General features: G+C 48.0%; 17 protein-coding genes and 1 tRNA gene. 5 read left to right on the forward strand and 13 right to left on the reverse strand.

Features of this window, described 5'->3' with window-relative positions; all coding sequences use genetic code 11:
* Window positions 1–10: 10 nt before the first annotated feature.
* On the reverse strand, window positions 11–3,469 hold the full coding sequence (locus H1230_RS22305; RefSeq protein WP_239712068.1) for a PAS domain-containing hybrid sensor histidine kinase/response regulator: 3,459 nt from the start codon (window positions 3,467–3,469) through the stop codon (window positions 11–13).
* Between the two features lie 179 nt (window positions 3,470–3,648).
* Between H1230_RS22305 and H1230_RS22310 the strand changes: the two genes are divergently transcribed.
* Window positions 3,649–4,764, forward strand: coding sequence for an oxidoreductase (locus H1230_RS22310; protein WP_345773369.1), 1,116 nt, complete (start codon window positions 3,649–3,651; stop codon window positions 4,762–4,764).
* A 216-nt stretch (window positions 4,765–4,980) separates the two neighbouring features.
* Here H1230_RS22310 and H1230_RS22315 read toward each other — a convergent pair.
* Together H1230_RS22315 and H1230_RS22320 are read right to left on the reverse strand one after the other, a co-directional pair.
* Window positions 4,981–5,064: transfer RNA gene (locus tag H1230_RS22315), tRNA-Leu, on the reverse strand.
* Between the two features lie 114 nt (window positions 5,065–5,178).
* Complete coding sequence (locus tag H1230_RS22320; protein ID WP_239712069.1) at window positions 5,179–6,429, reverse strand: CynX/NimT family MFS transporter; 1,251 nt, start codon at window positions 6,427–6,429, stop codon at window positions 5,179–5,181.
* Window positions 6,430–6,626: 197 nt separating this feature from the next.
* Here H1230_RS22320 and H1230_RS22325 point away from each other — a divergent pair, with 197 nt between their 5' ends.
* Window positions 6,627–8,342, forward strand: a complete 1,716-nt coding sequence (locus H1230_RS22325; protein WP_239712070.1) for an ABC transporter ATP-binding protein — start codon at window positions 6,627–6,629, stop codon at window positions 8,340–8,342.
* A gap of 309 nt (window positions 8,343–8,651) precedes the next feature.
* On the opposite strand, the gene H1230_RS22330 is transcribed toward H1230_RS22325, so the two are convergent.
* The 8 genes from H1230_RS22330 to H1230_RS22365 all read right to left on the reverse strand — a co-directional run bounded on the left by H1230_RS22330 (window position 8,652) and on the right by H1230_RS22365 (window position 18,576).
* Window positions 8,652–9,815: a M20 family metallopeptidase gene (locus H1230_RS22330; RefSeq protein WP_239712071.1), complete on the reverse strand. Its 1,164-nt coding sequence runs from the start codon at window positions 9,813–9,815 to the stop codon at window positions 8,652–8,654.
* Between the two features lie 115 nt (window positions 9,816–9,930).
* A complete protein-coding gene (locus H1230_RS22335; protein ID WP_239717486.1) occupies window positions 9,931–10,728 on the reverse strand; it encodes a carbohydrate ABC transporter permease in 798 nt (265 codons plus the stop codon).
* Window positions 10,729–10,827: 99 nt separating this feature from the next.
* Complete coding sequence (locus H1230_RS22340; protein WP_239712072.1) at window positions 10,828–11,709, reverse strand: carbohydrate ABC transporter permease; 882 nt, start codon at window positions 11,707–11,709, stop codon at window positions 10,828–10,830.
* Between the two features lie 350 nt (window positions 11,710–12,059).
* Complete coding sequence (locus H1230_RS22345; protein ID WP_239712073.1) at window positions 12,060–13,280, reverse strand: IS110 family RNA-guided transposase; 1,221 nt, start codon at window positions 13,278–13,280, stop codon at window positions 12,060–12,062.
* Window positions 13,281–13,576: 296 nt separating this feature from the next.
* Complete coding sequence (locus H1230_RS22350; RefSeq protein WP_239712074.1) at window positions 13,577–14,887, reverse strand: ABC transporter substrate-binding protein; 1,311 nt, start codon at window positions 14,885–14,887, stop codon at window positions 13,577–13,579.
* 164 nt (window positions 14,888–15,051) lie between these two features.
* Complete coding sequence (locus tag H1230_RS22355) at window positions 15,052–15,867, reverse strand: response regulator transcription factor (protein WP_239712075.1); 816 nt, start codon at window positions 15,865–15,867, stop codon at window positions 15,052–15,054.
* Window positions 15,868–15,879: 12 nt separating this feature from the next.
* Window positions 15,880–17,661, reverse strand: coding sequence for a cache domain-containing sensor histidine kinase (locus H1230_RS22360; RefSeq protein ID WP_239712076.1), 1,782 nt, complete (start codon window positions 17,659–17,661; stop codon window positions 15,880–15,882).
* A gap of 147 nt (window positions 17,662–17,808) precedes the next feature.
* On the reverse strand, window positions 17,809–18,576 hold the full coding sequence (locus H1230_RS22365; RefSeq protein ID WP_239712077.1) for a helix-turn-helix domain-containing protein: 768 nt from the start codon (window positions 18,574–18,576) through the stop codon (window positions 17,809–17,811).
* Between the two features lie 90 nt (window positions 18,577–18,666).
* On the opposite strand from H1230_RS22365, the gene H1230_RS22370 reads away from it, so the two are divergent.
* The gene (locus tag H1230_RS22370; protein ID WP_275590931.1) at window positions 18,667–20,973 is read left to right on the forward strand and encodes an FAD-dependent oxidoreductase; all 2,307 of its coding nucleotides are present in this window, start codon (window positions 18,667–18,669) and stop codon (window positions 20,971–20,973) included.
* Between the two features lie 177 nt (window positions 20,974–21,150).
* Here H1230_RS22370 and H1230_RS22375 read toward each other — a convergent pair whose 3' ends face one another.
* On the reverse strand, window positions 21,151–22,596 hold the full coding sequence (locus H1230_RS22375; protein WP_239712079.1) for a DEAD/DEAH box helicase: 1,446 nt from the start codon (window positions 22,594–22,596) through the stop codon (window positions 21,151–21,153).
* An 86-nt stretch (window positions 22,597–22,682) separates the two neighbouring features.
* Window positions 22,683–23,336: an HD domain-containing protein gene (locus H1230_RS22380; RefSeq protein ID WP_239712080.1), complete on the reverse strand. Its 654-nt coding sequence runs from the start codon at window positions 23,334–23,336 to the stop codon at window positions 22,683–22,685.
* Between the two features lie 302 nt (window positions 23,337–23,638).
* Between H1230_RS22380 and H1230_RS22385 the strand changes: the two genes are divergently transcribed.
* Window positions 23,639–24,601 (forward strand): ATP phosphoribosyltransferase regulatory subunit, encoded by a 963-nt coding sequence (locus tag H1230_RS22385; protein WP_239712081.1) that lies wholly within the window; start codon window positions 23,639–23,641, stop codon window positions 24,599–24,601.
* Window positions 24,589–24,924 (forward strand): His/Gly/Thr/Pro-type tRNA ligase C-terminal domain-containing protein, encoded by a 336-nt coding sequence (locus tag H1230_RS22390; RefSeq protein WP_239712082.1) that lies wholly within the window; start codon window positions 24,589–24,591, stop codon window positions 24,922–24,924. Before H1230_RS22385 ends, H1230_RS22390 begins: the two co-directional genes overlap by 13 nt.
* The last annotated feature ends 127 nt before the right edge of the window (window positions 24,925–25,051 follow it).

Below are 25,051 nucleotides of genomic sequence, written 5' to 3' on the forward strand. Positions count from 1 at the left end.
CCATAACAACTCATCTGCGGATGCGGACTGAACATTCCTTCAGAACTCTATCCAGCTCAATCACTTGAATCGGCTTCGAGATGAAGTCGTGCATCCCAGCCTGCAGACACAATTCCTCATCCTCTTTCCCCGCAAAGGCAGTAACAGCTACAATCACAGGATTTAGCCCACACTGCTCACGGATAATTCCCGTTGCTTCAATACCATCCATAACTGGCATTTGAATATCCATAAAGACCAGATCATACGAATGAAGGAGCACGGCTTGTACGGCCTCCTCTCCATTTACGGCCACATCGGCCACGTAACCCCGCTTCTTTAGATAAGCCAATAGCAGTTGACGGTTCACAGGATGATCTTCCGCAATCAGAATGGACATAGGTCCGTATTTCCCTTCAGGGGAAATCTCCGCAGCAACAGTTCGCTCCTTATCCGCTGAATAATCGTTCCTGACAGCTTTCTCTTGTTGCTGTTCCTCGACCGGAAGGGAGGCCTGCACTGTAAAATAGAATTCCGAGCCCTCTCCTTCATGGCTGTCCACACCTATAGTTCCCCCCAATAGCTCAGCCAGTTTCTTACTGATAGCTAGTCCAAGTCCCGTGCCGCCATACTTTCGGTTGATGGTCGGATGTAGTTGCGAGAAGGATTGGAAGAGCAGCCCCTGACTTGCTTGCGGGATACCAATTCCGGTGTCATGAACTATAAATTTAATGATCAGATTTCCTGAATCCTGTGACGACACAAGCTTCACTGAGAGGCTTATATCACCGATCTCCGTAAATTTAACCGCATTCCCCACTAAATTCACAAGAATTTGGCGTAATCTTGCCTCATCCGTCACAATTAATGCCGGAAGATCAGGATCAACTTCAGTGTTTAGTAATAGCCCTTTTTCCTTCACCTTCGAATAGAATAGATCGCTGACGCTTTGCATCACATAACGGAGGTCTACCAATTGCTGTTCCAGTGTCATCATGCCAGCTTCAATTTTACTGAAATCCAGTACTTCATTCAAAATATGTAGCAGCGCTTCACTACTTTTATTAATAATCTGCGTATAGTAGTGCTGTTCATCATTAAGCTCTGTTCCCGAGAGCAAATCAGCCATGCCAATAATACCATTCATCGGAGTACGCAACTCATGACTCATGATAGCCAGAAACTCTGATTTAGCCCGGTCTGCCTGTTCTGCCGATTCCTTAGCACGCATAATGGCTTTCTCCTCGGTAATATCCCTGAAGACAACCACCGCACCCTTGCGCATGCCGTTATCAAACAGGGGTGTCATCCGGTATTTCACCAAAAAACTGGAGCCATCCTGTCTCCAGAATACTCCCTCTCTTTCTTCATACGAGAGACTCTCTGAAAGCGACTGGATTAAAGTCTTCTGCCCAGGATACGGATCACCAACAAGCCAGGTCTGTTGAATGGTATGCAGTTGACTGTTGGTGGACAATTCCCGGGGGTCATAACCCAGCATTACTGCCGCTGAAGGGTTAATAAACATCGTTGTCCCCTCAAGGTTAATACCAAAGATACCTTCCGTAACCGAATTCAATATTAGTGCATGCTCATAGCTAAGCTTCTCAATTTGCTCCAGATGACGTTTACGCTCGGTGATATCACTAGTGATACTGAATACCCCTACCACCTGATTGTTTACCATAATCGGTACATAAATAACACTAACCTCAACAGGATGCCCTTCCCGGTGAATCAGCCTGCTGTCGAAGATCTGGGCCTGTCCGTTCGCAGCCTTCCAGAAACGTTCATTCACATCATCCAGCGCTTCTGAATCAATAATTTCGCTATAGTAGGACAGAAGCAGACTTTCACAGGAATAACCCGTCAGCTGCTGCAAACTGGAGTTGACTGAGAGTGTACGTCCAAGCAAATCCATTGCGCTAATCGCCGAAGGGTTGTATTCAAAAAGGGACTTATAGCGATTCTCACTTTCCTGAAGCTTCAATTCGTAGTGTTTGCGCTCGGTAATGTCACGAGTTACGCCCACAACCTCCTGAACCTCACCTTCGCCGGTATAGATATGCCGCAGGGTAGTTTCCACCCAAATATAAGAGCCGTCCTTGCGCAAGAAACGGAAGACTATCGGCTTAAGATTCAACCCCTTCATACTGCTCTGCATATAGTCCAGAACTCTAATGGCATCCATGGAATGAATGTAGTCTTGTCCACTGGTCTCTACCATCTCTTCAGGCGTATAACCAAACATAAAGAAGCAGATCGGAGAAGCATACAAATATGTAATTTGCTCATCCGCAGTACTGCGGAAAATAAAGTCCTGTGAATTCTCGGAGATCAGACGGAAGTTCTTCTCACTGTCCCGCAACTGTTCCTCCATCTGGTAGCGTTCAGTCACATCCTGTACAACGCCGCTAATCCGGATAGGTCTCCCTGCTTCATCTACTACCACTTCCCAGTGGGCCTCGATGATCTTCGGCAACCCCGAAGAGGTTCTGATACGAAATACCGTTTCGCCGTTCTTTCCATTCTCCAAAGAGTAAGTTAAACCTTCAATGGTCTTCTGGTAATCTTCCTGATGAATAACGGAACGAATCAGTTCGTGATCATACACAGATTGGTTGCTGCTATATTCAGGAAAGCCAAAAATATGGCACATTTCCTTGGAAAGGGTTGCATACTGTTTCACTAAATCCCATTCCCAGGAACCCATTTGGGCCAGATGCTGTGATTTAGCCAGCATATCCTCATACTTCTTCCGCTCCGTTACATCACGAGCAATCGTCACTACCTGCTCCGCCTCGCCCGCTTCGTTACGCAGCACCTGATAGGAGCTCTCAATCCACAAATAATGTCCGTCTTTATGTCGTACTCTGCGGGTAAACACATCGCTATCCGAATAAAGATTGCCTTGCTCCCTCATCATTAAGGCGTCCTCAGGATGATAATATTCCGGTCTTTTTTTACCGATCATTTCATGAGGCGGGTATCCCAGCAACTTCTCAATCGAAGGAGACACGTAGTGCAACGTTCCATCCAAGTCACCAAAAGAGACCATATCCGGTGTATTCTGCGTAATCAAATTGTACAGATATTGTTTCTCCTGCAGCTTAGTCTCTGTAAGCTTCCGGTCCGTAATGTCGGTCATTTCTACCATCATAAAGGAAGGAGTATTCTCCTGAAATAATAAGAAAATATGAAGCGCTACCCAAATTATACTGCCGTCCTTGCACATGAGACGCTTCTCTTTGTCGAAAGCCGCTCCTGACCTCTGCAGCAGGTAATTTATGATATCTTCATGATCAATGGCCTGCTTATCCTCAGGACAAACCATATCAAGATAGCGTATCTGATGAAGCTCACCTTCAGTATAACCAAGCATTTCGCAAAGAGCCGGATTGGATTGAAGCACCGTCCCGTCTTTCGAAGAGACCACTGCAAACCCGATAGAAGACCGCATGTACAGCTGCTCAAAAATAAAGTCAGACACTGTGAGCTCCTCCTCTGAGATTGTGGGACTAAATAATTATTATTATACCTTTTCTTCGGAATATTTGCTGTATATATGAAGGATTTTCGAGCCTTTGAGTGCTGAATCCTCTACTAACAATTCAAGAGAATAGGCTGCAGATCGGTTAGCGATCTGCAGCCTATTTTACTAAAGAGACAGTGGTTTGCAGCTTTAGGCAATTTTCAGGCAGGAACGGTCTACTTAGTCTCGTCATTTCAAGTAATAATAACCTTATAACAAATTTATGGAGGTCTATTATGTTAACACAACAAGTTCCGATTGGCTCCGGTTTTGGAGCTTCCACGACAGCTGACGAGATCATTCGCGGCATTGATCTGAGTGGCACAATCGCCATCATCACCGGCGGTTATTCCGGTATCGGTCTGGAGACCACACGTGTACTTCGTTCAGCAGGTGCGAAGGTTATCGTTCCAGCCCGCGATCTTGACAAGGCTTCCGCTGCGCTGAAAGAGATAGACGGAGTAGAGATCGAAGCTATGGATCTGATGGATCCAGCTTCAATCGATGCCTTTGCCGAGAAGTTTCTGGCCTCTGGCCAGCCACTGCACATTCTAGTGAACAGCGCAGGCATCATGGCTACTCCCCTATTGCGTGATGCGCGGGGATATGAGTCGCAATTCGCAACAAACCATCTGGGGCACTTCCAGTTGGGGGCACGCCTATGGCCTGCTTTACGCCAAGCGAATGGGGCCCGGGTAGTCTCAGTATCCTCCTGGGGTCATCGCCAATCCCCCATCGTGTTTGACGATCCCCATTTCGAACGCCGCGACTATAGTCCAATGTCAGCCTATGGTCAGTCGAAGACGGCCAACATCCTCTTCGCACTTGCGGTGGACGAGCGTGGTAAAGCTGCGGGCATACGTGCATTCTCGCTTCATCCGGGCAGCATCGTCGAAACCGGCCTCTCCAGATTCGCATCGAAGGAGCAGTTGCAAGCGATCGGGGTGATTGATGGAGACGGAAAACCTATCCTTGACCCGTCGAAGAACCTGAAGACGGTCGAGCAAGGGGCTGCGACCAGTGTCTGGTGCGCAATAAGCCCGCAACTGGATGGCATCGGCGGCGTCTATTGCGAGAACAATGACATCGCCCCGTTGGTGGAGGATGCGGCTAAATGGAACAATGATTCGGTGCGCCGAGTTGGATCATTGGCTCTTGGTGTCATGCCTTATGCCGTCGATCCTGAAGCCGCTGATCGCCTCTGGAGCTTGAGCGAAGAGCTATTAGGATGGACGCCAAGTTATCGGGGATAAACACATATAGAAGAAGCTGATCATCTGACCGATTTGACAAAAACAACCCGCCGAGAACATAATCTCAGCGGGTTGTTGTCGTAGAATCTATGAAATCTTAATTGTGCGAACCATTATCCAATTCTGAGTCAAAAGCAATCATATACAAATAGAAATGGATGGATGTAAGACAAAATAAAAACCCTTCCGAAGAAGGATTTCATGTGTAAAGTATGATGCGGTCAAGAGGACTCGAACCTCCACGATATTGCTATCACTGGCACCTGAAGCCAGCGCGTCTGCCAATTCCGCCATGACCGCATATTATGTATAGTAGTGATTAATGGTGCAATCACCGTAATTAAGACTTTACTCCTTTTTAGAATAAAATGCAAGATATTTTTCTCATGCACCTTACTTTGGGCAATACCAACTTCAATCCCCTACATAACGATTGTTTGCAGCGCCAAGTCCCACTACCAGCAGCAGTACACTTGCACCCAGCAGCAGCACCAGCGGAATACTCCAGCTGTTAGTCATATCGTGGAGTAATCCGAACAACACCGGCCCTGTTGCAGCCAATAAGTAGCCTACAGACTGGGCCATTCCGGAGAGTTCACTGGCTTCTTGGGTGCTTCTTGTGCGAAGACTGAAGAACATCATCACCAGTCCAAAAGCAAAACCACCAGCAATACCGATACAAATTGCCCATAAGGCCATCCAGTCGCTACTTCCGAGCCAAACTCCGCTAATCCCAAGGATGAATAGTACAGAACTAATAATGACCAGCGGACGCTGATTCTTCATACGTCCAGCCCATAGCGGTACGAAAAAGGTAAAGGGCAGCTGAGCCAGCTGCATCAGCGAAAGAATCCAGCCGGCATGGCTTGAAGTCATTCCGCGTTCAACCAGGATCACGGAGAACCAAGCAATCAAGACGTAATAGAGCAGCGACTGCAAGCCCATAAACAAGGTAACCTGCCAGGCCAGCTTGGAACGCCACATATTTCCTGTAGTAGACAAGGCGTTATTCCGACTCCCTTGACCCAGTTTACACATTTGCGGAATCCAGAACAGGGTGGCCAGAGCAGCGATCACGAACCAGAGGGCTAAAGTCCCTCTCCAGCCCAAGCCGGAATTCGCCAAGGGTACACTTATACCCGAGGCAGTAGCAGCACATATATTCATGGAAACTGTATAGACCCCAGTCATTAGACCAATATGATGCGGGAACTTTCCTTTGATTAACCCTGGCAGCAGTACATTGCAGACGGCTATCGAAAGTCCGAGCATGGCCGTACCTGTTAATAACATTACCGCTCCTGCTGATGAGCGAATCAGAATACCAATAGCCAGTGTTAGCATGGAAACTAACAGAACATTCGCCAAGCCGTAACGATGCGCCAGCTTCGGTGCAAACGGTGATACCAACGCAAAAGCAAGTAAAGGCAAGGTGGTAATGGCTCCTGCTAATGTATTGGTTAACCCGAGATCATCGCGGATCGTTTCCAGCAGAGGTCCAACAGAGGTAAACGGAGCACGTAGTGCAGCTGCCACAAATATAATTCCCAGCACCAATAGCCAATGCTCATACCTAGAGCCGGACAAGCCTGTAGATAGAATCTTTCCTTCTATTAAAGCGTTTTTTTCTACTCTCATGTTTCTCTCTTGCTGCGTTGCCTTCATCCTGTTTCCTCCCGGTTGCCCAAAAAACACACGATATCATTATACCTCTCATCCATAGTTGCTGTACAAAGTTTCGTTTAAATTTAGTTCAGGATTGACAAAGGGGTTAACCATCTTTAGTATCCATAGAATAACGTTCAGTTGAGAATCAGTCTCAACATAAGGATACATAAAAATACAGAAAAGAGTGAACACCGATGCTGCGTCGTTTTTTTTCCTACTATAAGCCTTACAAAAAGCTGTTTATTCTGGACTTCTCCTGCGCTGTGGGCGCGGGTCTGCTCGAACTTGCTTTTCCGGTTGCCGTCAACAAATTCATTGATGATCTGCTGCCAGGACAAGATTGGCCGTTAATTCTAATCGCTTGTATTGCTCTCATGGTTATTTATGCTGTAAATACGGCTATGCAATATATTGTTACCTACTGGGGGCATATGCTGGGGATCAACATCGAAACGGATATGCGCAAAAAAATGTTCGAACACATCCAGAAGTTATCCTTCCGCTTCTTCGATAATAACAAAACCGGTCATTTAATCGGCCGCATTACCAATGATTTGAATGATATCGGCGAGGTGGCGCATCATGGGCCCGAGGATGTTTTTATCGCGTTTATGACGCTGATCGGCGCTTTTCTCCTGATGGCCCAAATTAATCTACAGCTAGCCATCATTACTTTCGTTATCGTTCCTTTGATGGGCTGGATCATTATTCACTTTGGACGCAATATGACCTCCACCTACCATCGGCTCTTCGGAAATGTAGGCAGCTTCAATGCCCGCATCGAAGACAATGTAGGCGGAATCCGGGTAGTGCAGTCTTTTGCCAATGAGAACTATGAAAAAGAGCTCTTTGCCATCGATAATCAAATGTTCCGCCAAACGAAGCTGCTTGCTTATAAGCTTATGGCCAAAAGCTTATCGATCAGCTATATGATGACACGTCTGATCACTATTGTTGTAATGGTCTGCGGGGCCTGGTTCTTCATTCAAGGGAAACTGCAAATCGGAGAATTTGTCGCATTCATCCTGCTGTCCAATGTCTTCTTCCGCCCGATTGAGAAGATCAATGCCGTGATCGAGAGTTACCCGAAGGGAATTGCCGGCTTCCGACGTTACCTGGAAATTATGGATACGGAGCCTGATATCAAGGATAAGCCAGATGCTCTTGAAGTAGCCTCTCTGCGCGGAGATATTGACTTTACAGATGTCTCCTTCGGTTATGATGACAACCGCAACGTGCTGGAGCATATTAACCTGAAGGTTAAAGCTGGGGAGACCATTGCATTTGTCGGCCCTTCTGGAGCAGGTAAAACTACCATTTGCAGTCTGCTGCCCCGTTTCTATGATGTGACTAGAGGCGGGATCTCGATTGATGGAACCGATATCCGCGAGTTGAAGCTCTTCTCCCTGCGGAAGCAGATCGGTATTGTGCAGCAGGATGTATTCCTGTTCTCCGGCACGATTAAGGAGAACATTGCCTATGGTAAACTGGATGCGGAGTTGACGGAGATCTGGGAAGCGGCCAGACGCGCACATCTGGAGGAATTAATCCAGAGCTTGCCGGATGGCATGGATACGGTCATCGGGGAACGTGGTGTGAAGCTGTCCGGCGGGCAGAAGCAGCGGCTGGCGATTGCAAGAATGTTCCTCAAGAATCCGCCGATTCTGATCCTGGATGAAGCCACCTCCGCACTCGATACAGAGACGGAAGCGGCGATTCAGCAATCGCTAGCCGATCTGTCCGTGGGCAGAACAACCCTTGTGATTGCCCACCGTCTGACAACGATCAAAAATGCGGACCGCATTATAGTCGTGACGGAAGAAGGCATTGCCGAAGAAGGCCGGCATGAGGAACTGGTTAACGCTGGCGGAACTTACAGCCGGTTGTATCAGGCGCAATATAATGCCTAGAATAAAAATTGACTAAAACTCGAAATCAGTGATTGACAGCCGCTCCATGAAGCCGCTACGGGTACGGAGGGTTCTTGCGATCGCTGTTAAAGCCCGATTTCTTTATTGTAAAGGGATTATAGGTTGAAATCGGTCTTTAAAGGCGAACACTATCGTTTCTCCAGAATCCCTCCGACCCTCCGCTGCGTTGGCGCATAAAATGAAGCACTGATTTTTAGATTGAGCCGATAATTCTTAAATCCTAAAATAAACAAACAACCTTCTGCTATTACGCCATTGTCGGCAGCAGAAGGTTATTTGCTGTACTAGTTAAAGCTCAATTGTACCCAGAAAACGAATCGCCAGCTCTCGATAGAAGCTGATCGATTGCAGATAAGCCTCAATATCGACCCATTCATCAGGCTGATGGGCTAAGCTCTGGTCGCCGGGTCCATAGATCAGGATAGGCAATCTGCCATGGTCATGCAGCACCGAGCCGTCCGTATAATAAGAAACACCCTGCACCTGTTCAGTTGCTTCGCCGCTAATATCAAGCGCGGTGCGAATCAACAGCTGTGCTGGATCTGTATACACGGAGCTGCGGTCCAGCACAGACTCCACTTGATAGCGGTACTCAGGGTGAAGCTGCTGAATGTCCTGCAGCTTCAGCTCTATTTCTGCCAATAATTGTGCATGGTCTAGCGGCGGAACCGTACGAATATCCACATCAATAGAACATCGATCCGGTATGACATTCGTTTGGATGCCTCCTTCGATTCTGTTCACGGATAGGCTGCTTGTGCCAAGCACAGGATCGGTTGCTTTCCATTGCACGGAATGGAGTTGTAAGAGCTTAATGATCTCAGTCATCCCTTCGACAGCGTTCAGGCCGAGATGCGGCATAGAGCCGTGTGCGCTGCGCCCAAATAAGGAGATTCGCAGCCATAAAGCTCCCTTATGTCCCACGGCCACCTTGCTGCATGTCGGCTCGCCGATGACGAGCCCATCCAGTTCGTGCAGGCTGTTATGCTCTGCATACATGCGAGCTCCGCAGCTATCTACCTCTTCCCCTGCGGTGGCCAGGAAAATCAGATCGCCGTCCAGCCGGATGCCTTCTTGATGGAGCGAGGCGGCGGCGAGCAGCATGGCCGCCAGTCCGCTTTTCATATCGGAAGTTCCCCGTCCATACATACGGTTCCCTTCAATCACTGCACCATGAGGATTATATGTACCGGCGGTGGAGGTCCAAGGACTGACTGTATCCAGATGTCCACAGAACATTAGCCGCTTGCGCCCACTCCCTGTAAGCACCAGCTCCAGATTGCTGCGCCCTTCTTCCAGAGAACTTATCCTGCTGGTCATTCCGAGTTCTTGCAAAAAATCCTGCAGCACCAGTGACAGGCGATGTTCGTTCCCAGGGGGATTGCATGTATCCACTGCTATCAGTCTCTGCAAGAAAGGAATGGCGATTTCCCGACCCATCACACTCTTCATTCTTCTAGTTCCTCCTGTACCTGCTGATTCCAGCTCTACTAAACTGAAATCTACCTTATTCCGGTAACAAGCGCAAGCCCGAAAAGAGAAACCATCCAGTTGCAGAGCAGCTTCCTCATCCCTTTACCGCACTCCCTGCCACACCTTGGATAATGTACCTTTGCCCAATGAGGAAAATGATCAGCATAGGAATAATCCCCGCCGTAGCCGCTGCCATCATTCCGTTATAGTCCACATTGTTCTCCAGAATGAAGTTCTGCAGTCCTAATGGAACTGTATACAGGTCTTTGTCCAATAGGAAGACAAGTGCGTTCTCATAATCGTTCCAGTGCCAGGAGAAATCAATGATGGCTAGGGTAGCGAGTGCAGGCTTAGCCAGTGGCAGGATAAGCTGGAAGAAAATACGGAAATGGCCCGCCCCATCAATAAACGCCGCTTCGGAGATTTCAGCTGGTACCGTGAGGAAGAATTGCCGCAGCATAAATACTCCGAAGATGGTAAACATGCCCGGAAGAATCAATGCCCAGTGAGTATTGTAAATGCCCGCCCATTCGAACATAATGAATTTCGGCACGAACAGCACCTGCGGCGGCACCATCATCATAGACAGGTAAACTAGGAATAACGCCTCCCGTCCTTTAAACTGTATCCGCGCAAACCCATAGGCGGCAAAGGAGGATAGAAACACGGCACCGATCATGCTGATCAGTGATATTTTTAAAGAATTCAAATAATAGGTCACAAAGCTGTCGCTGCCTGTCCACACCTTGATATGATGCTCCCAGTTCAAGCTCGATGGTATCCATTGAATCGGGTATACAAACACGTCTGCGGGAGATTTGAACGAAGTGCTGATCATCCAGACAAAGGGCACAATCATTAATATGGCGAAGCCGGACATGATCAGTGTCATGATTATTTTTCGGATATTGATGAAGGAATCCGCTTTGATCTCAGGTGTGTTCCGTGTAGCCGGTTCCACAGTAGTTACTCTCTCCATTGCTATTCCTCCTCAATAATGAACCCAGCGTTTTTGTCCGAGCCACTGGAGCACGGTAAAGATCATGATAATCACGAACAATGCCCAGGAAATCGCTGCAGCATAACCCATTTCGTAGTAGCGGAAGGCATTCTGATATATAAACAGTGACAGTACCGTGGTACTGTTCCCAGGTCCGCCTTGGGTAATGGCCTGAATGATTCCGAAGTTCTTGATCGTCATAATCAGACCGGTGATCAGCAGCAGAAAGGTTGTCGGGCTCACTAATGGCCACATGATCCGCCGGATAATCTGCCACGGCCGGGCTCCGTCAATTTTGGCCGCTTCCATCAATTCTTCGGGAATTTCCTGTAGGGCAGCCAAGTAGATGATCATATTGTAGCCGAGCATAAACCAGACCCAAATGATGTCGATGGCATACATGGACGATTCTGTAGTAGACAGCCAGCCGGGCGGATGTGCAATCCCGATCCCTTTCAGAAAGCCGTTAATGGGACCGGAGGAGGGCTGAAACAGCAGCATCCAGACAAAGGCAACGGCAACCCCACTGGTTATATAGGGCATGAAGTAGAGCGCCCGCAGAGTTTTTTGAAAATAAACGGATTTGTTTAGCGCCACAGCCACAATAAAAGACAGAACGATCGATATCGGAACGGCTAGGAGAAATACAAATGTATTCTTCAGCGCCACATAAAACAGCTCATCTCCAAGCATCCTTCTGATATTGGCCAGCCCGATAAAATGCGTCTGTGGACTCATAAACTTGTAATCGGTGAACATCAGATAAAAAGAATAGGCCGCCGGTATAATAAAAAACAGCAATACCCCGAGCATATTTGGACCGATAAAAATATATCCCAGCCTGCTCTGCCTTTTCATCCATGATTTGTTCATTGTTCCCCCACTCCTTATATGTGTGATCTCGCATTAAGCATAACAAGAGCACCTGTGTCTTATAAGGAACATAACCGCTGACCTAATAACACAGAAATACACAATTTCGGCAGAGCGTTTATTGTGGCACAAGTGCAGAAATGTTCTATCGCACCCCTTCGGGGTTGTATTTATACAAGATGAAACGGCTTTGCCGTCCTTTTAGGGACGGCATCCGTTTCTTCGAGAAATATAAGGATAAGTTATTGCGTGAAGCATATAAATTCTGCCCTGAAAATAAAATTGCTCTAGAACACTAAAATTACGCATACGAAAACAAACCCCATGTTTTGTTTTTTTAATTTCGGCCGTCAGGCCGTTTGCTCACTCAGATTCACTTGGTATCCCAAGGATTCCAAACGTTTAATAGAACGGTTCATTACCATATCGTGGTTTCGTTGGTCGAAGTAGTCAAATCCTAGTTCCTTATATTCTTGTCTTCGCGTTAACAAGATGTATACAATCGCTAAAATGCTGTGTCCAACGGCCACGGCCGCTCTGTTTTTCCCTCGCCTGCCTGCGATTCGGTGATATTGCGCCGACAGGTAGGTGTTCTTTTTTCGTCCTGCGGCTCGCGCTGATTCTACGAGTGCACTTCGTAGTTTTTTGTTCCCTTTTCGGGTTTTGGCGGATCTCTTCTTCCCCGCACTTTCATCGTGACCTGGAGTCATCCCTGCCCAGGAACATAAATGTCCTGCACTTGGAAACCGTGTCATGTCTGTCCCAATTTCCGCCAGAATTTGCTCAGCGGTTCGCTTACCGACACCGGGGATGGTATCCAATAACTTCAGATCCTCAGCAAAAGGGCTCATTCGGCGCTCGATCTCTTCATCCAGTTCCGTGATTAACTCATTCAATTGGTCGATATGCGACAACTGTTTTTCCAGCATTAATAATTGATGGGGACCTAGGCTTCCCTCCAGTGCAAGTTTCAATTGCTCTTTCTTGGCCTTTAACTTCTTTTGCGCAAAGTCAGCCAGGATGGACGGATCACTTTCTCCTTGAATCATCGCTTCCAGCATGTTTCGTCCAGACACGCCTAGCACATTAGACGCTACCGACGAAAGTTTGATATTGCCGCCTTCTAGTACCTTTTGCAGCCGGTTCACTTCACGCGTGCGTTCTTCAATGATACTTCGGCGATAACGGATAATTTCCCGAAGTTCTCGTTGATCCCGATTCGGAATGTAGCTGCCTTGCACCAACCCATGCCGGAGTAATTTCGCTATCCATTCTGCATCTTTCACGTCCGTTTTGCGTCCTGGCACGGCTTTGATATGCTGGGCGTTTACGACCAGTGGCTCAAGGTCTTCCATTTCTAGCAGATTATAAATGGGTTTCCAGTAATCTCCGGTACTCTCCATCGCGACATGGGTGCACCGTTCGCTTTTGATCCAATCTACCAGATCAATCAGCCGACGAGTCAATGTTTCAAAACTCCGAATCTCCTTTCCTTTCGAGGTGATGATACATGCTGTGATACTCTTCTTGTGCACATCCAATCCACAGCAACGTTCAATGAGTATTTCCACGGTTTGCGTCTCCTGCCTGCTGGCGGTAATTAAGGCTGGTGCAAAGACCAATGCTAAGGTTATTCTGCCCTGCGTGCTTCCCCGTAGGGAGCAACAATCTGTGATGCACCGGGTCGTTGGGGTCCGTCTTATATGCGGGTTCGTGACACCAAGAATTCCCGACCTACCTTCGCCAGCCCAGTAACCAGTATAGACAATATTTTCATTCCTCAGTGATGCCGCGCAGCGGCATGGGTGTCTTATATTTTAAAAAACAGCCGCCCCCAATTAGGGGCGACTGTGCTTAAGCCTATCAATTACTTGCCTTGGAGCTTCAGGAAATCATTATGACGCTTCACCATATTCTGTACCGTTTCAGCCGCGGTCTGATTCCCAAGGAAGTATTTCTCGTATTCCTGGGCGCGCATATCTACTATTTCTTGAGCAATTCCACGTACAAAAGTTGGTGTCTTATCATTGTAGAGTACGAACTCCAGGGATTTCTTGTCATAAGAATCCGCGTGGTCACCCAGCAGATGATCAATGGCGGTCTGTTGATCGACTGCATTCGAAGAAGGTAGACGACCTCCGGCTGCCATCGGAAGCATACCTCCGTCAGCGTACCATTTCAGAAACTCCCAGGCAGCATCCTTATTCTTAGATTTTGAATTAATGGAGATAAAGTCACCCAAGCCGCCGCTTTTCACGAAATCCGCTTCATTCCCAGTCAATCTCGGCACAGGTGCAAAAGCGATCTGAAAGTCACGCGGGAATTCTGTTGTATTGTTGGAGCTGCGGATCAGCCACTCTCCGATGTTGATCATTGCCGATTCACCGCCGAGAAACATATTTTCCACAGGCATTTTCGAGGTTAATTGCTCACCCAGCGGTGGCGTGGTTAGATCGTCCTTCATCATGCCATTCAGGGTTTCCAGCCACTTTGTCACTAGCGGATCATCCATATTGGAAGTGCCATCTGCCTTTACATAACCATCCTTGACCAAGACGGAATCCAGGGGATCGACCAATGAGGCGGTGTGTTGCACCAGACCGTATTTAAAGCCCTCCGCTTTAAGCTTTACCGCGTATTCTCTTGCTTCATCCCAGGTCCAGGCCGTAGGAATAGCTAAGCCTGCTTTATCCAGTGCTTCCTTATTAAGCGCAAAGAAAAATGAATTTTTCTTGGTCGGCATTCCATAGTATTTATCATCAACTTTCCAGGAAGCAGCGTCCGCGCCCATTTTCTCATCAATATTGTAATCCGTATATTCACTCAGATCGAGCGCAATGTTGCCCTTTACACGCTTATCCAGATTAGTCAGTGTGTAATTGACATACAGATCGACATTTTGTCCTGTAGAGAGCGCAGTATCCAGCTTCAGATTGCCATCATCATCATTCACAAACCGCACATATTCTACCTGAATATCAGGATGTTCGGCGTTCCAGGTATCCATGACCTCCTGCGGACCATTCTCCGGCGGCACGGCACCCCACATAGTAAGCTTCACTGGCCCACTGCCCGATCCTTCTCCACCGTCTGCCTTATTGTTGCCTCCGCATCCGCCTAGCACACCGAGCATCAACACACACACTGTTAGTACGGTCAACCATTTTTTATTTCTCATAGCTCCTGCGACCTCCCTGATTTGAAGTGGATTGTACTTCCCTTACATCGTAGCAGGGACACCGCATGCATTTTAAGCAACAAATCCACCTTCCTTAGTGAACAAATATACGGAATTTGCTGCTCGCAGGACGATGTTCAGATACACATATTTCTTCTACTCTACTAAGGCCGGTGGCGATACTGACTCGGTGTGCAGCCCGTCCAGCGCTTAAATATTTTGATAAAATAATTATCATTGGCAAAGCCAACTCTATGTCCAATCTCGTGGACCGGCAAATCTGTTTCCCGCAAATACTTCGCCGCCCTCTCCATTCGCACACCATGCAAATAATGGATTAAGGTATGCCCTGTTTTCTTTTTGAAGAGCGCACTCACATAATTCTCCCCCATCATCACATAGCGGGACATGAATTTGACGGTTATATCCTGGTCGTAATGCTGGCCGATGTATTCGATGATTTTATTAATCTCAGGATGGGTAACGACTGGCTCACCCACAGGCTCCAGCAGGGATTGAAAACCGGAAGTTGAGACAGCCGCAACCTCATCATCAGCCGGTACAATCTCCTCTGTCACCGAATTCACGACTGGCTGGGCGCTAGCATCCAGCTCAGAGCTGACCTTGCGCAGCGTATCCCGCAATGAATTCACGCTCATCGACAGCTTCAGAATATAATTGGAGGCTCCATATTCCATCGCTTGACGGACATATTCGAACTCGCTCATACAGGTCAGCATAATAAATTTGGTATTCATTCCTGCTTGCCTGGTTTGCTTCAGCAGCTCGATACCGTTCATCCCAGGCATCACTATGTCTGCAAGCACCAGATCTGGAGAGAGCCTTGTGATCATTTCCAGTGCTTCCGTACCATTGCCGGACTCACCGATCACGGTGAAGCCCAACTCCTCCCAGGAAATGATCTCCCTCACCGACTCTCTTACGAATACTTCATCCTCCACTAGCAGTACGCTCCACATGGCCTGCCCCCCTTAATCTTCCGTTAGCTGTCCCTGCTTATAGGGCGTTGATAATAAAAAGGGAATACTGAACCGGATCAATGTACCCGGTGTAAGGCTGATGATCGTAAGCTCGCTTTGCCCCTTGAACAGCAAGCGCAGACGTTCCTTGAGATTGGACAGCCCAATCCCCGGTCTGCTGCGTGTGAGCTGTATCCGTCGCGACTCTTCCATCCCAATCCCGTTATCCTCTACTTCAAGTGTAAGCTGCCCATTATCATTCTTATAGATCCGGATACGAATCATCCCCCGCTCCGTAAGCTGCCCGACACCATGGCGGATCGCATTCTCGACCAGTGGCTGTAGACTGAGCTTCGGCACTAACGCATACTCCAGTTCATCAGCAAACTCACAAGTTACTTCGAAGCTGTCACGATAACGAATACGCTGAATATGCAGATAAGCCTGCACCAGCTCAATCTCGTCTTTCAAATATACCAACTCCACCTGTGCATTCAGGCTGACCTCCAGCAGCTTGCCTAGGGAGACGCACATCTCGGAAATCTCTTCATTCCCACTGCGAATGGCACTCCATTTCATCGTATTTAACGTATTCAGCAGAAAGTGCGGATTCATCTGGGCCAGCAGCATGTGGAAGTGGACAGCCTCCTTTTGCCTTTCCTCAGCTTTTAATTGCCCGATCAGCTTATTCGTATCATCGAGCATTGTATTAAAGGTCCGGGTCAGCTCTAGGACTTCACCGCGGCTTCTCCCTTCGGGAATACGAATCTTCAGATTTTTGCGGACGACATCCTTCATCTTGTTCTGCAAATGGGACAAGGGACGTGTAAAGGTGGCCGAGATCATAAAAGCCATCAGTACAAACGCAGCAGTGAAGCCAAAAAAAGTCAGAAAATAGCGCTGCTTAAGTCCCGAAATTTCATCAAAAAGTACAGTAAGCGGAATACGGTTTACCATATACCAGTCCAAGGATTCAATATATACGTAATTGACCAGCGTGCCCGATCCCTCGTCAGTCAGATAAGCCTGGGTAGGGTTCTGGGCAATTTCCCGGGTGATTTCCAGAGAAAGAGCCGCATCCTTGGAAGAACGGGCTACCGTTTCACCCTTGCCTGTCATCAGAAAATATTCTTGGTTACTCATTGAGGCCTTCAGAACCGACTGGAACCAAAAGGAATAGTCGATACTGATTCTAGCCAGACCATATGGCTTGCCACTGCTATCTTTCATATAAGCGTAGAGCGACAGCAGATAGGGGCTTGCGGAAACCTCACGCAGCACATTGTTCTCGTCTCTGGAGTCCCACTGGTAAAATAGCTCATCATTGCTAAGATGCTGGCGAAACCGTTCCCTGTAAGGAGCATACGCCAAAGCTTTTTTGGGCAGATAAGAAGTGTATACGCTCTCATGGAAGTCCATCAATGTAAAATACACGGACGGATTATATAGAAAAAAGCTATTATTAAGCATTTTAAATTTCTCTTCGATCAACGACTTGTTCTCCAAAGTAGTCCGACTTAGGGGTGAAGTCAATACATTGCGGACCACCGAATCCTGCTCCAGAAAGATCAGTGTCTTAAAGGCAATGCTCATCTGATCCTCCAGCGTTCCGTACATCTGCACCAGCTGCTCGTGACTCTGCTGGCTGATTTTTTCCTCGACCAGAGATTCGATCTGCCTGTAATTATAGACATTGAGCACACTGAAGGGCAGCAGAATGAGAATAAGGAAGGCTCCGAACAGCCGGTATCTCAGCTTTTGCGGTAAAAAGGTTTTCCAGTCCGGCTTCTTCATTCTAAGTCAGCTCTCCCCACTCGTTAGTGCCCCAATTATATCATCAGCTCCAGCAACCCAGCCGAAATTACCTGAAATTGCATTGTTTTGTTGCATCTTACGCCGCAGAACAAGCTTGGCCTACACAGATTTGTTCTATCCATGCCACTAAACACGGTGCCGTTTTCTATATTCCGCAGGGCTTATTCCCAACGTCTTTGAGAACACCCTGCTGAGATAGAACCCGTTCTCATAGCCGCATCTTTCAGCAATCTGAGTCAGGTTCAGTTCACTTTCCTGGAGCAGATTCTTGGCTCTCTTTAAGCGAATCGACTTTAAATACTGGGAAGGCGTCTCCTGAAAAGCTTCCTGAAAACGGCGGGTCAGCTGTACAGGGCTTAAAGCCAGACTACGGGCGATGTCCTGCAGACTTAGCGACGTTCCGGCATGCTGCTCCAGCAGTGCTGCAGCCTCCGCCATCAGGGCATCCTCGGTAAATTTCCGCTCTCTTACAACCTCCAGCCTGCTTTCCAATTGATGCAGCAGCCAAAGATCCGCGACGAGATGTGTCTTCCAGTCCTGAACGAGCGGGGCGCTGTCCTCATTGGATTGGCGTAAATAGGCATAGTTGGAGCTAAGACGTTTCGTATCGTTGATATGAAACTTGCCTGCCGAGAGCACCATTCTTAGTGTCTCCTCCTCATTACAGTTGAACTGAATATAATGAAAGGTTAGCGGCGTAACTGTTTCTCTGTGAAAGGTGACTCCGGGAGGGCAGACCACGAGATCCCCAAAGCCCGCACTTCCGCTATGCTGTCCAATCTCATACTTGAAGACACCCTCCTCTACGGCAAAAGCTACCCACGAATGATAACAATCACTAGGGAGCGCGAACTGCCCCTTCTGCTTCCAGTAGATATGGTTCAAGAGCTCCATAAATTTCTCCTTCTGAAATAAAGTATATGGATAATGATATATTAGTGCATTTTAAAAGTAAATGAACAACGTCAATATGAAATTATAGATATGCTAATCCAATCCTATACAAAGAGGTGCGAAATCATGAAACAGGAGCTTGTGCAAAAAGACATCACCGTTATCGGCGGTGGCTTGGCGGGAGTCTGTGCAGCGATTGCTGCGGCAAGACTAGGGCAACAGGTGGCACTCGTGCAGAACCGCCCGGTATTAGGCGGTAATTCTAGCAGTGAGGTTCGTGTCTGGGTCTGCGGCGCAACGGCACACGGAACCAACCGTTATGCCCGAGAAACCGGGATTATGGGCGAATTGTTCGTGGAGAATCAGTACCGCAATCCTGAAGGAAATCCCTATCTCTGGGATCTGGTTGTACTTGAGGCTATTAAAGCCGAATCCAACATTACGTTATACCTTAATACGGATGTGCATGAGGTTGAAGCAGAGGGGAACGAGACAGATCGGAGGATTATTTCAGTGACCGGCTGGATGATGGGCTCGGAGCGAAGAATTCGCTTCGCGAGCAGCATCTACCTCGACTGCACGGGCGATGGCTTAATCGGATTTCTGGCCGGAGCCCAATTTGCCTTAGGGCGGGAATCCCGCAGTGAGTACGGCGAAGAATGGGCCCCGGAGCTAGCGGACAACATTACGCTCGGCAGTACCATCCTGTTCTATACCAAGGATGCCGGAATGCCTGTACGCTTCGTTCCCCCTTCCTTTGCCAAAAATATCGCCGACACCTCCATCCCCATCCGCCGTGTCATCAAAAGCGGTGACTCCGGCTGCCATTACTGGTGGATTGAATGGGGGGGTGAGCATGATGCCGTGCACGATAACGAGCTGATCCGTGATGAGCTATGGTCCGTTATCTACGGGATCTGGGATTATATCAAAAATTCCGGCAAGTTTGCGGCGGACAATATGACCTTGGAATGGGTGGGCTCCCAGCCAGGCAAACGGGAATATCGACGTTTCACCGGCGACTACGTGCTGAATCAGAATGATATCATCGAGCAGCGTGATTTCGCAGATGCGGTAGCCTTCGGGGGCTGGTCGATCGATTTGCATCCGCCACAGGGTATGTATGCTGAAGCCAGCGGCTCCAAGCATATGCACGCCGATGGAGTGTATCACGTCCCGTTCCGTTCCCTGTATTCTGCGAATGTAAACAACCTGCTGATGGCCGGACGGGATATTAGTGCCTCACACGTCGCCTTTGGGACAACGCGCGTAATGGCGACCTGCGCAGTGATTGGCGAAGCGGCCGGAACCGGTGCCGCACTAAGTGCCAGTAAGGGCATATCTCCGCGCCAGCTTCATTACCACCATCTTGCTGAATTAAGACAAACCCTGCTAAGACAGGATGCTTCCATTATCGGACTGCGAAACAGCGATGAGCTGGATTTGGCTCGCACAGCTGCGGTAACAGCCTCCAGCACACTGTCAGCCATCGAAATCAACCATCCGGGGTCAAACTTCCCTTTGATTCAGGATGCCGCTCTCCTGCTGCCTATTGATCCATGTTTATCCGGATTCCAGCTGCTGCTGGATATCATGCAACAGACTGAAATCACCGTTGAGCTGTGGGATACCGGACGCAAGGAAAACTATGTACCCCATACGCAGATAGCCGCTGCAACAACCCGTGCAGAAGCAGGCCAGCAGCAGTGGGTATCCTTCGATCTGGAATGGCATCCGCTGGAGCCGCAAAATGCTTTTATGATCATCAGAGCCAACGCTGCTGTGAACCTCTATCATTCTGAGGAGCCGCTGAACGGTGTGCTTATCTTCTTCAAGAATGACCAAGCCCATGTCTCCAAAGATCTTGAGGATCACTCAACGGATCAGCTGGTGGTCCTCTGGAAGATGCAGAATAAAGCCCGCCAGCCCTTCTGCTGCCGGCTTCACTCGGCAACCGCTGCGTTCGCGGCCCATAATGTTATTAACGGATATCACCGGCCGTTCGGCGGTCCGCAAGCCTGGCTGTCGCAGCCTATGGCAGATGGAGTGCCAGAATGGCTACAACTCCAGTGGGAGCAGGAGCAAACCTTGGCTGAAATTCATCTGACCTTCAATGATGATGTTAATGAGGATCTTGTGAATCTGCATCATCACCGCACCCCATTCGCTGTTATCCCAGAGCTGGTGCGCAATTATAGAGTTGAAGCCCGCTCAGCAGATGGAGAATGGAACGTAATCCTCAGAGGCACCGATAACCATAAACGTAAATGTGTGCATAAGTTACCTCAGCCCATCCAGACTGACTGTCTCAAGGTTGTGATAGAATCCACTAATGGCAGCCGCCACGCAGAGTTAATGGAGATGAGAGCTTACGGAGAAGCAGCTTTGTTCGGATAATTTCAGTTGCAACAAGATGAAACGGGTGCCGTCCTCTTAGGGACGGCACCCGTTTCTTCGAGAAATATAAGGATAAGCTATTGCGTGAAGCGCATATAAATTCTTATATTTCAAAAAAAGCTATCGGATCGTCCATTGGACGTTGCGATAGCTTTTCTTCATAAACCGTAAAATATCCTATTTATTCGCAATATGCACTTTCAGCAATTTGCCCTTCACGGTGGTATCTTTCATCGCTTGCAGCACCAGTTGGCCTTTGCCATTTAGGATGTCCACATAAGACACGTTATCCTGAATCGTGATAATGCCGATGTCGTCCACAGTCATTCCTTCAAGCTTAGCCAGTGTGCCGACAAAATCGACCGCTCTGAGCTTCTTTTTCTTACCGCCATTGAAGTACAGCTTCATGATCGCTTCGTTCAGATCCTCGCTTTTGTTCTTCTTCTGGACAGGCTTCTTGTTGATCTTCTGTTCGAAGGCATCCTTCGCAAAAGCTACGGCAGTATCGGATGGTGCTTTCATAATCGGCAGACTGAAGCCGATAAAGCTTTCGATTTCTCTAACCCATTTGTGCTCATTTGGCGTAGCAAAAGTAATCGCTTTGCCGGTCTTACCCGCACGTGCGGTTCTGCCGGTACGATGCACATAGCTTTCTTTTTCCAGCGGAATATCATAATTAATAACATGGGTGATATTCTCAATATCGATGCCTCGAGCAGCTACGTCGGTGGCGATCAGATAACGGAACTGCCCTCTTTTGAAAGCATTCATGACCTCAAAGCGCTCATCCTGCATCATGCCCCCGTGGATTTTGTCACAAGGATATTCCAGATCAGCCAGCCCTCTGAACAACGCATCCACCTGATCTTGCGTCCGGCAAAAGATAATGCAGCTATCCGGATTCTCCACAGTGATGATATCACTCAGCAGTGAGAATTTGGCAGCTTGTACCACTTCAATCAAAGCATGTTCAATGGTTGCAGTGGTAATTCCACTCGCCTCAATCTCAATATCCACAGGCTCGCTCATATATTTGCGGCATAGGTTCTTCACGACCTCCGGCAGGGTGGCGGAGAACAGCATCGTTACGCGATCCTTAGGCAGCAGCTTGATGATTTTCTCTACCTGCTCGATAAAGCCCATGTTCAGCATTTCGTCGGCTTCATCAATAACCAGATATTTAATCCGGTTTAATGGCAGTGAGCCTCTTTCAATATGATCAAATACACGTCCGGGTGTACCCACGACAACATGCGTTTTTTGCGTCATTTCGGCTTTCTGTGGAGCAAAAGGCTGTTTGCCGAACAGGGCAACCGCCTTAATCCGTTTGAAGCGTCCGATATTGGTAATGTCCTCTTTCACTTGTGCGGCAAGCTCCCGTGTCGGAGTGAGGATTAAGGCCTGCGGCTTATTCTCCGCCCAATCCACCAATTCACACACTGGAATGCCGAACGCGGCGGTCTTGCCACTACCGGTTTGCGACTTCACAATTAGATCCTGTTGCCGCAAGGCTACAGGGATCACCTTGCGCTGAACCTCTGTCGGAGTTTCATATTTCAGAACATCCAACGCTTTGATAATTTCCTCATTCAATTCATAATCTTTAAACTGTAATTCGCTCATATCTCAACCTCTTCTATGCTTATCGTTCTTGGTTAAAGCGGAAGCTCCGCGTTCCTTCGATCATGTGCATGATATTATTATAACAGTTAATGGCTCCCTTGATTCCATTCCTTATAGAACTGTTCGAGAAAAATCAACATAAAATCATGCCGTTCTTCCGCCAACTTACGTCCATAGGCTGTATTCATCAGGAATTTCAATTTCAGCATCTTCTCATAAAAATGATTAATGGCGCTGCCCTTCGAATAATCTCGATATTCCTTCTGCAAGGATTCCTCCCGTGGAGCAAGCTCCGGGTCATACATCGGACGCCCCTTGGCTCCCGAAAAAACAAAGGTTCTAGCAATACCAATCGCTCCGAGCGCATCCAGCCGATCGGCGTCCTGTACCACTTGCCCTTCAATAGAAGTCATCGGTGCACCCCCGCCACCACTGTAGGACATGGTTTCGATGATATGCATCACTTGGTCGATAATCCCCTTATCCGTAAGTTGACCTGTGAGGAATGTTTGTACCTTTTGCAGTCCAGCTTCCTTGGACGTATTGAGCTTCTCATCTGCAACATCATGCAGTAAGGCCGCCAAGTTACAGATAAATGCATCTGCCCCCTCTATCTCTGCAATAGCACAAGCAGTATTACGAACCCGGTCCGTATGCCACCAGTCGTGACCAGTAGTATCCTGTCCAAGCTGTTCTTTAGCATAGGCTTCAGTCTCAGCAATAATTTGCGGTTGGTTCATGGTCTTCAGGCTCCCTTTATCTATCTCAATAGTGAATCTAGAATCCTTACTTGCATGACTTCTTACGATCCGCTATAATCGGCAGTAATCTAGTAAGAGAGAGGATTTGATTCCGATGAATACAATATTAATCATACTGAATCAACTCCATCATCACAAGCAGCGTTAGCACTCCTGTAATTCTCAGGGTGGGCTAACGCTTTACGCGTTGTCCCACCTGCCGCATATTAAAGCGCGCAGGACCAAAGGGTCCAGCGCGTTTTTTAATTTCGGAAAGTTACTAAGAGAGGGAGCTGTTAAAGATGCAAAATGTTAAAGGAACCTACGATTATTTCGGTAAGGAACAAGCCATTAGACAACAAATCCAAACCACTTTACAGGAGACATTTACGCTTTATGATTTTGAAGCGATGGATACTACGCTACTGAATGAGCTGGAACTGTTGACTTCGAAGTATGCCGGTGGAGACGAAATTCTGCAGGAGATGTACCAGTTGACAGATCAACGTGGCCGCAGACTTGGACTTCGCTATGACTTGACCATACCTTTTGCCAAGGTGATTGCCTTAAACCCGGGAATTGAACTCCCCTATAAGCGCTATGAGATCGGAAAGGTATTCCGTGATGGACCGGTGAAGCGCGGAAGGCTGCGCGAATTTCTGCAATGTGATGCCGATGTTGTCGGAATAGCCGGACCGGAGGCGGAAGCGGAGCTGATGCTGCTGGCAACTGATGTTTTTGCCAAACTGGATCTCCCAATTCTAATAAAGTGGAACAATCGACGTTTTCTGGGCGAAATCCTCCAATCCCTTGGTGTAGCTGCAACAGATAAACTATCCGTAATGCTGACCTTAGATAAGCTTAAAAAAATCGGCAGCGACGGGGTCATTAATGAACTTGTCCGCAAAGGGATAGATTCAACAACCACCAATGCTCTTTTAACACTAATCGAAATGGACAATCCTGGCTTTGAGCAATTGTGTGCGCAATATGACTTAGCCGAACAACCGGGAGCTTTAGAGGTGCTTGCCCTGCAGAAGTTAATCCAGAATATGGGTCTCAAAGCGACCTGTATCTTCGATCCCTTTCTTTCCCGCGGCCTTTCCTTCTATACAGGTACGGTCTATGAAATCTTTGATGCTTCTGGCTCCTTTACTTCAAGCCTGGGGGCGGGGGAAGATATGACTCCATCATTGGGCAACTGGTGGGTCGGGAGGATATCGATTATCCGGCAGTCGGGCTTTCTTTTGGTATGGAGTCGATGATGGCGCTGCTCAGTGAACGTCCCATAGAAGCACCCGCTGCTGCCGTGATGATTATTCCGATTGGTGGAGACACGCTCTCGCAAGCGTTGATTACGGCCACCAAACTGCGTGCAGGCAAGATTCGAACAACGGTAGCCACCGGTAAACGAAAATTGAAAAAGTCCCTCGCCACCGCCTCAGCCAAAGGAATACCGTTTGTCATTCTGATTGGTGAGGATGAAATGCTCCTGGGCAAAGTACGACTGAAGGATATGCGGCAGCAAAGTGAAAGTCTGGTGACTTTAGAGGAAGCACTTAGTTTTATCTCTCCAATCTCGCTATAAATCTCAATAAACGTATCTTTGGACCTATTAAATATCCCTAAAGTGGCTCTTTTTATTGAGCCTCTTTTTCTTCATAATGAGCAAAACCACACCTATACTTTTTTATAGCGAGACTCCAGAGCCGTTT

It is taken from the genome of Paenibacillus sp. 19GGS1-52, from assembly GCF_022369515.1.
Classification (GTDB): Bacteria; Bacillota; Bacilli; order Paenibacillales; family Paenibacillaceae; genus Paenibacillus_AQ.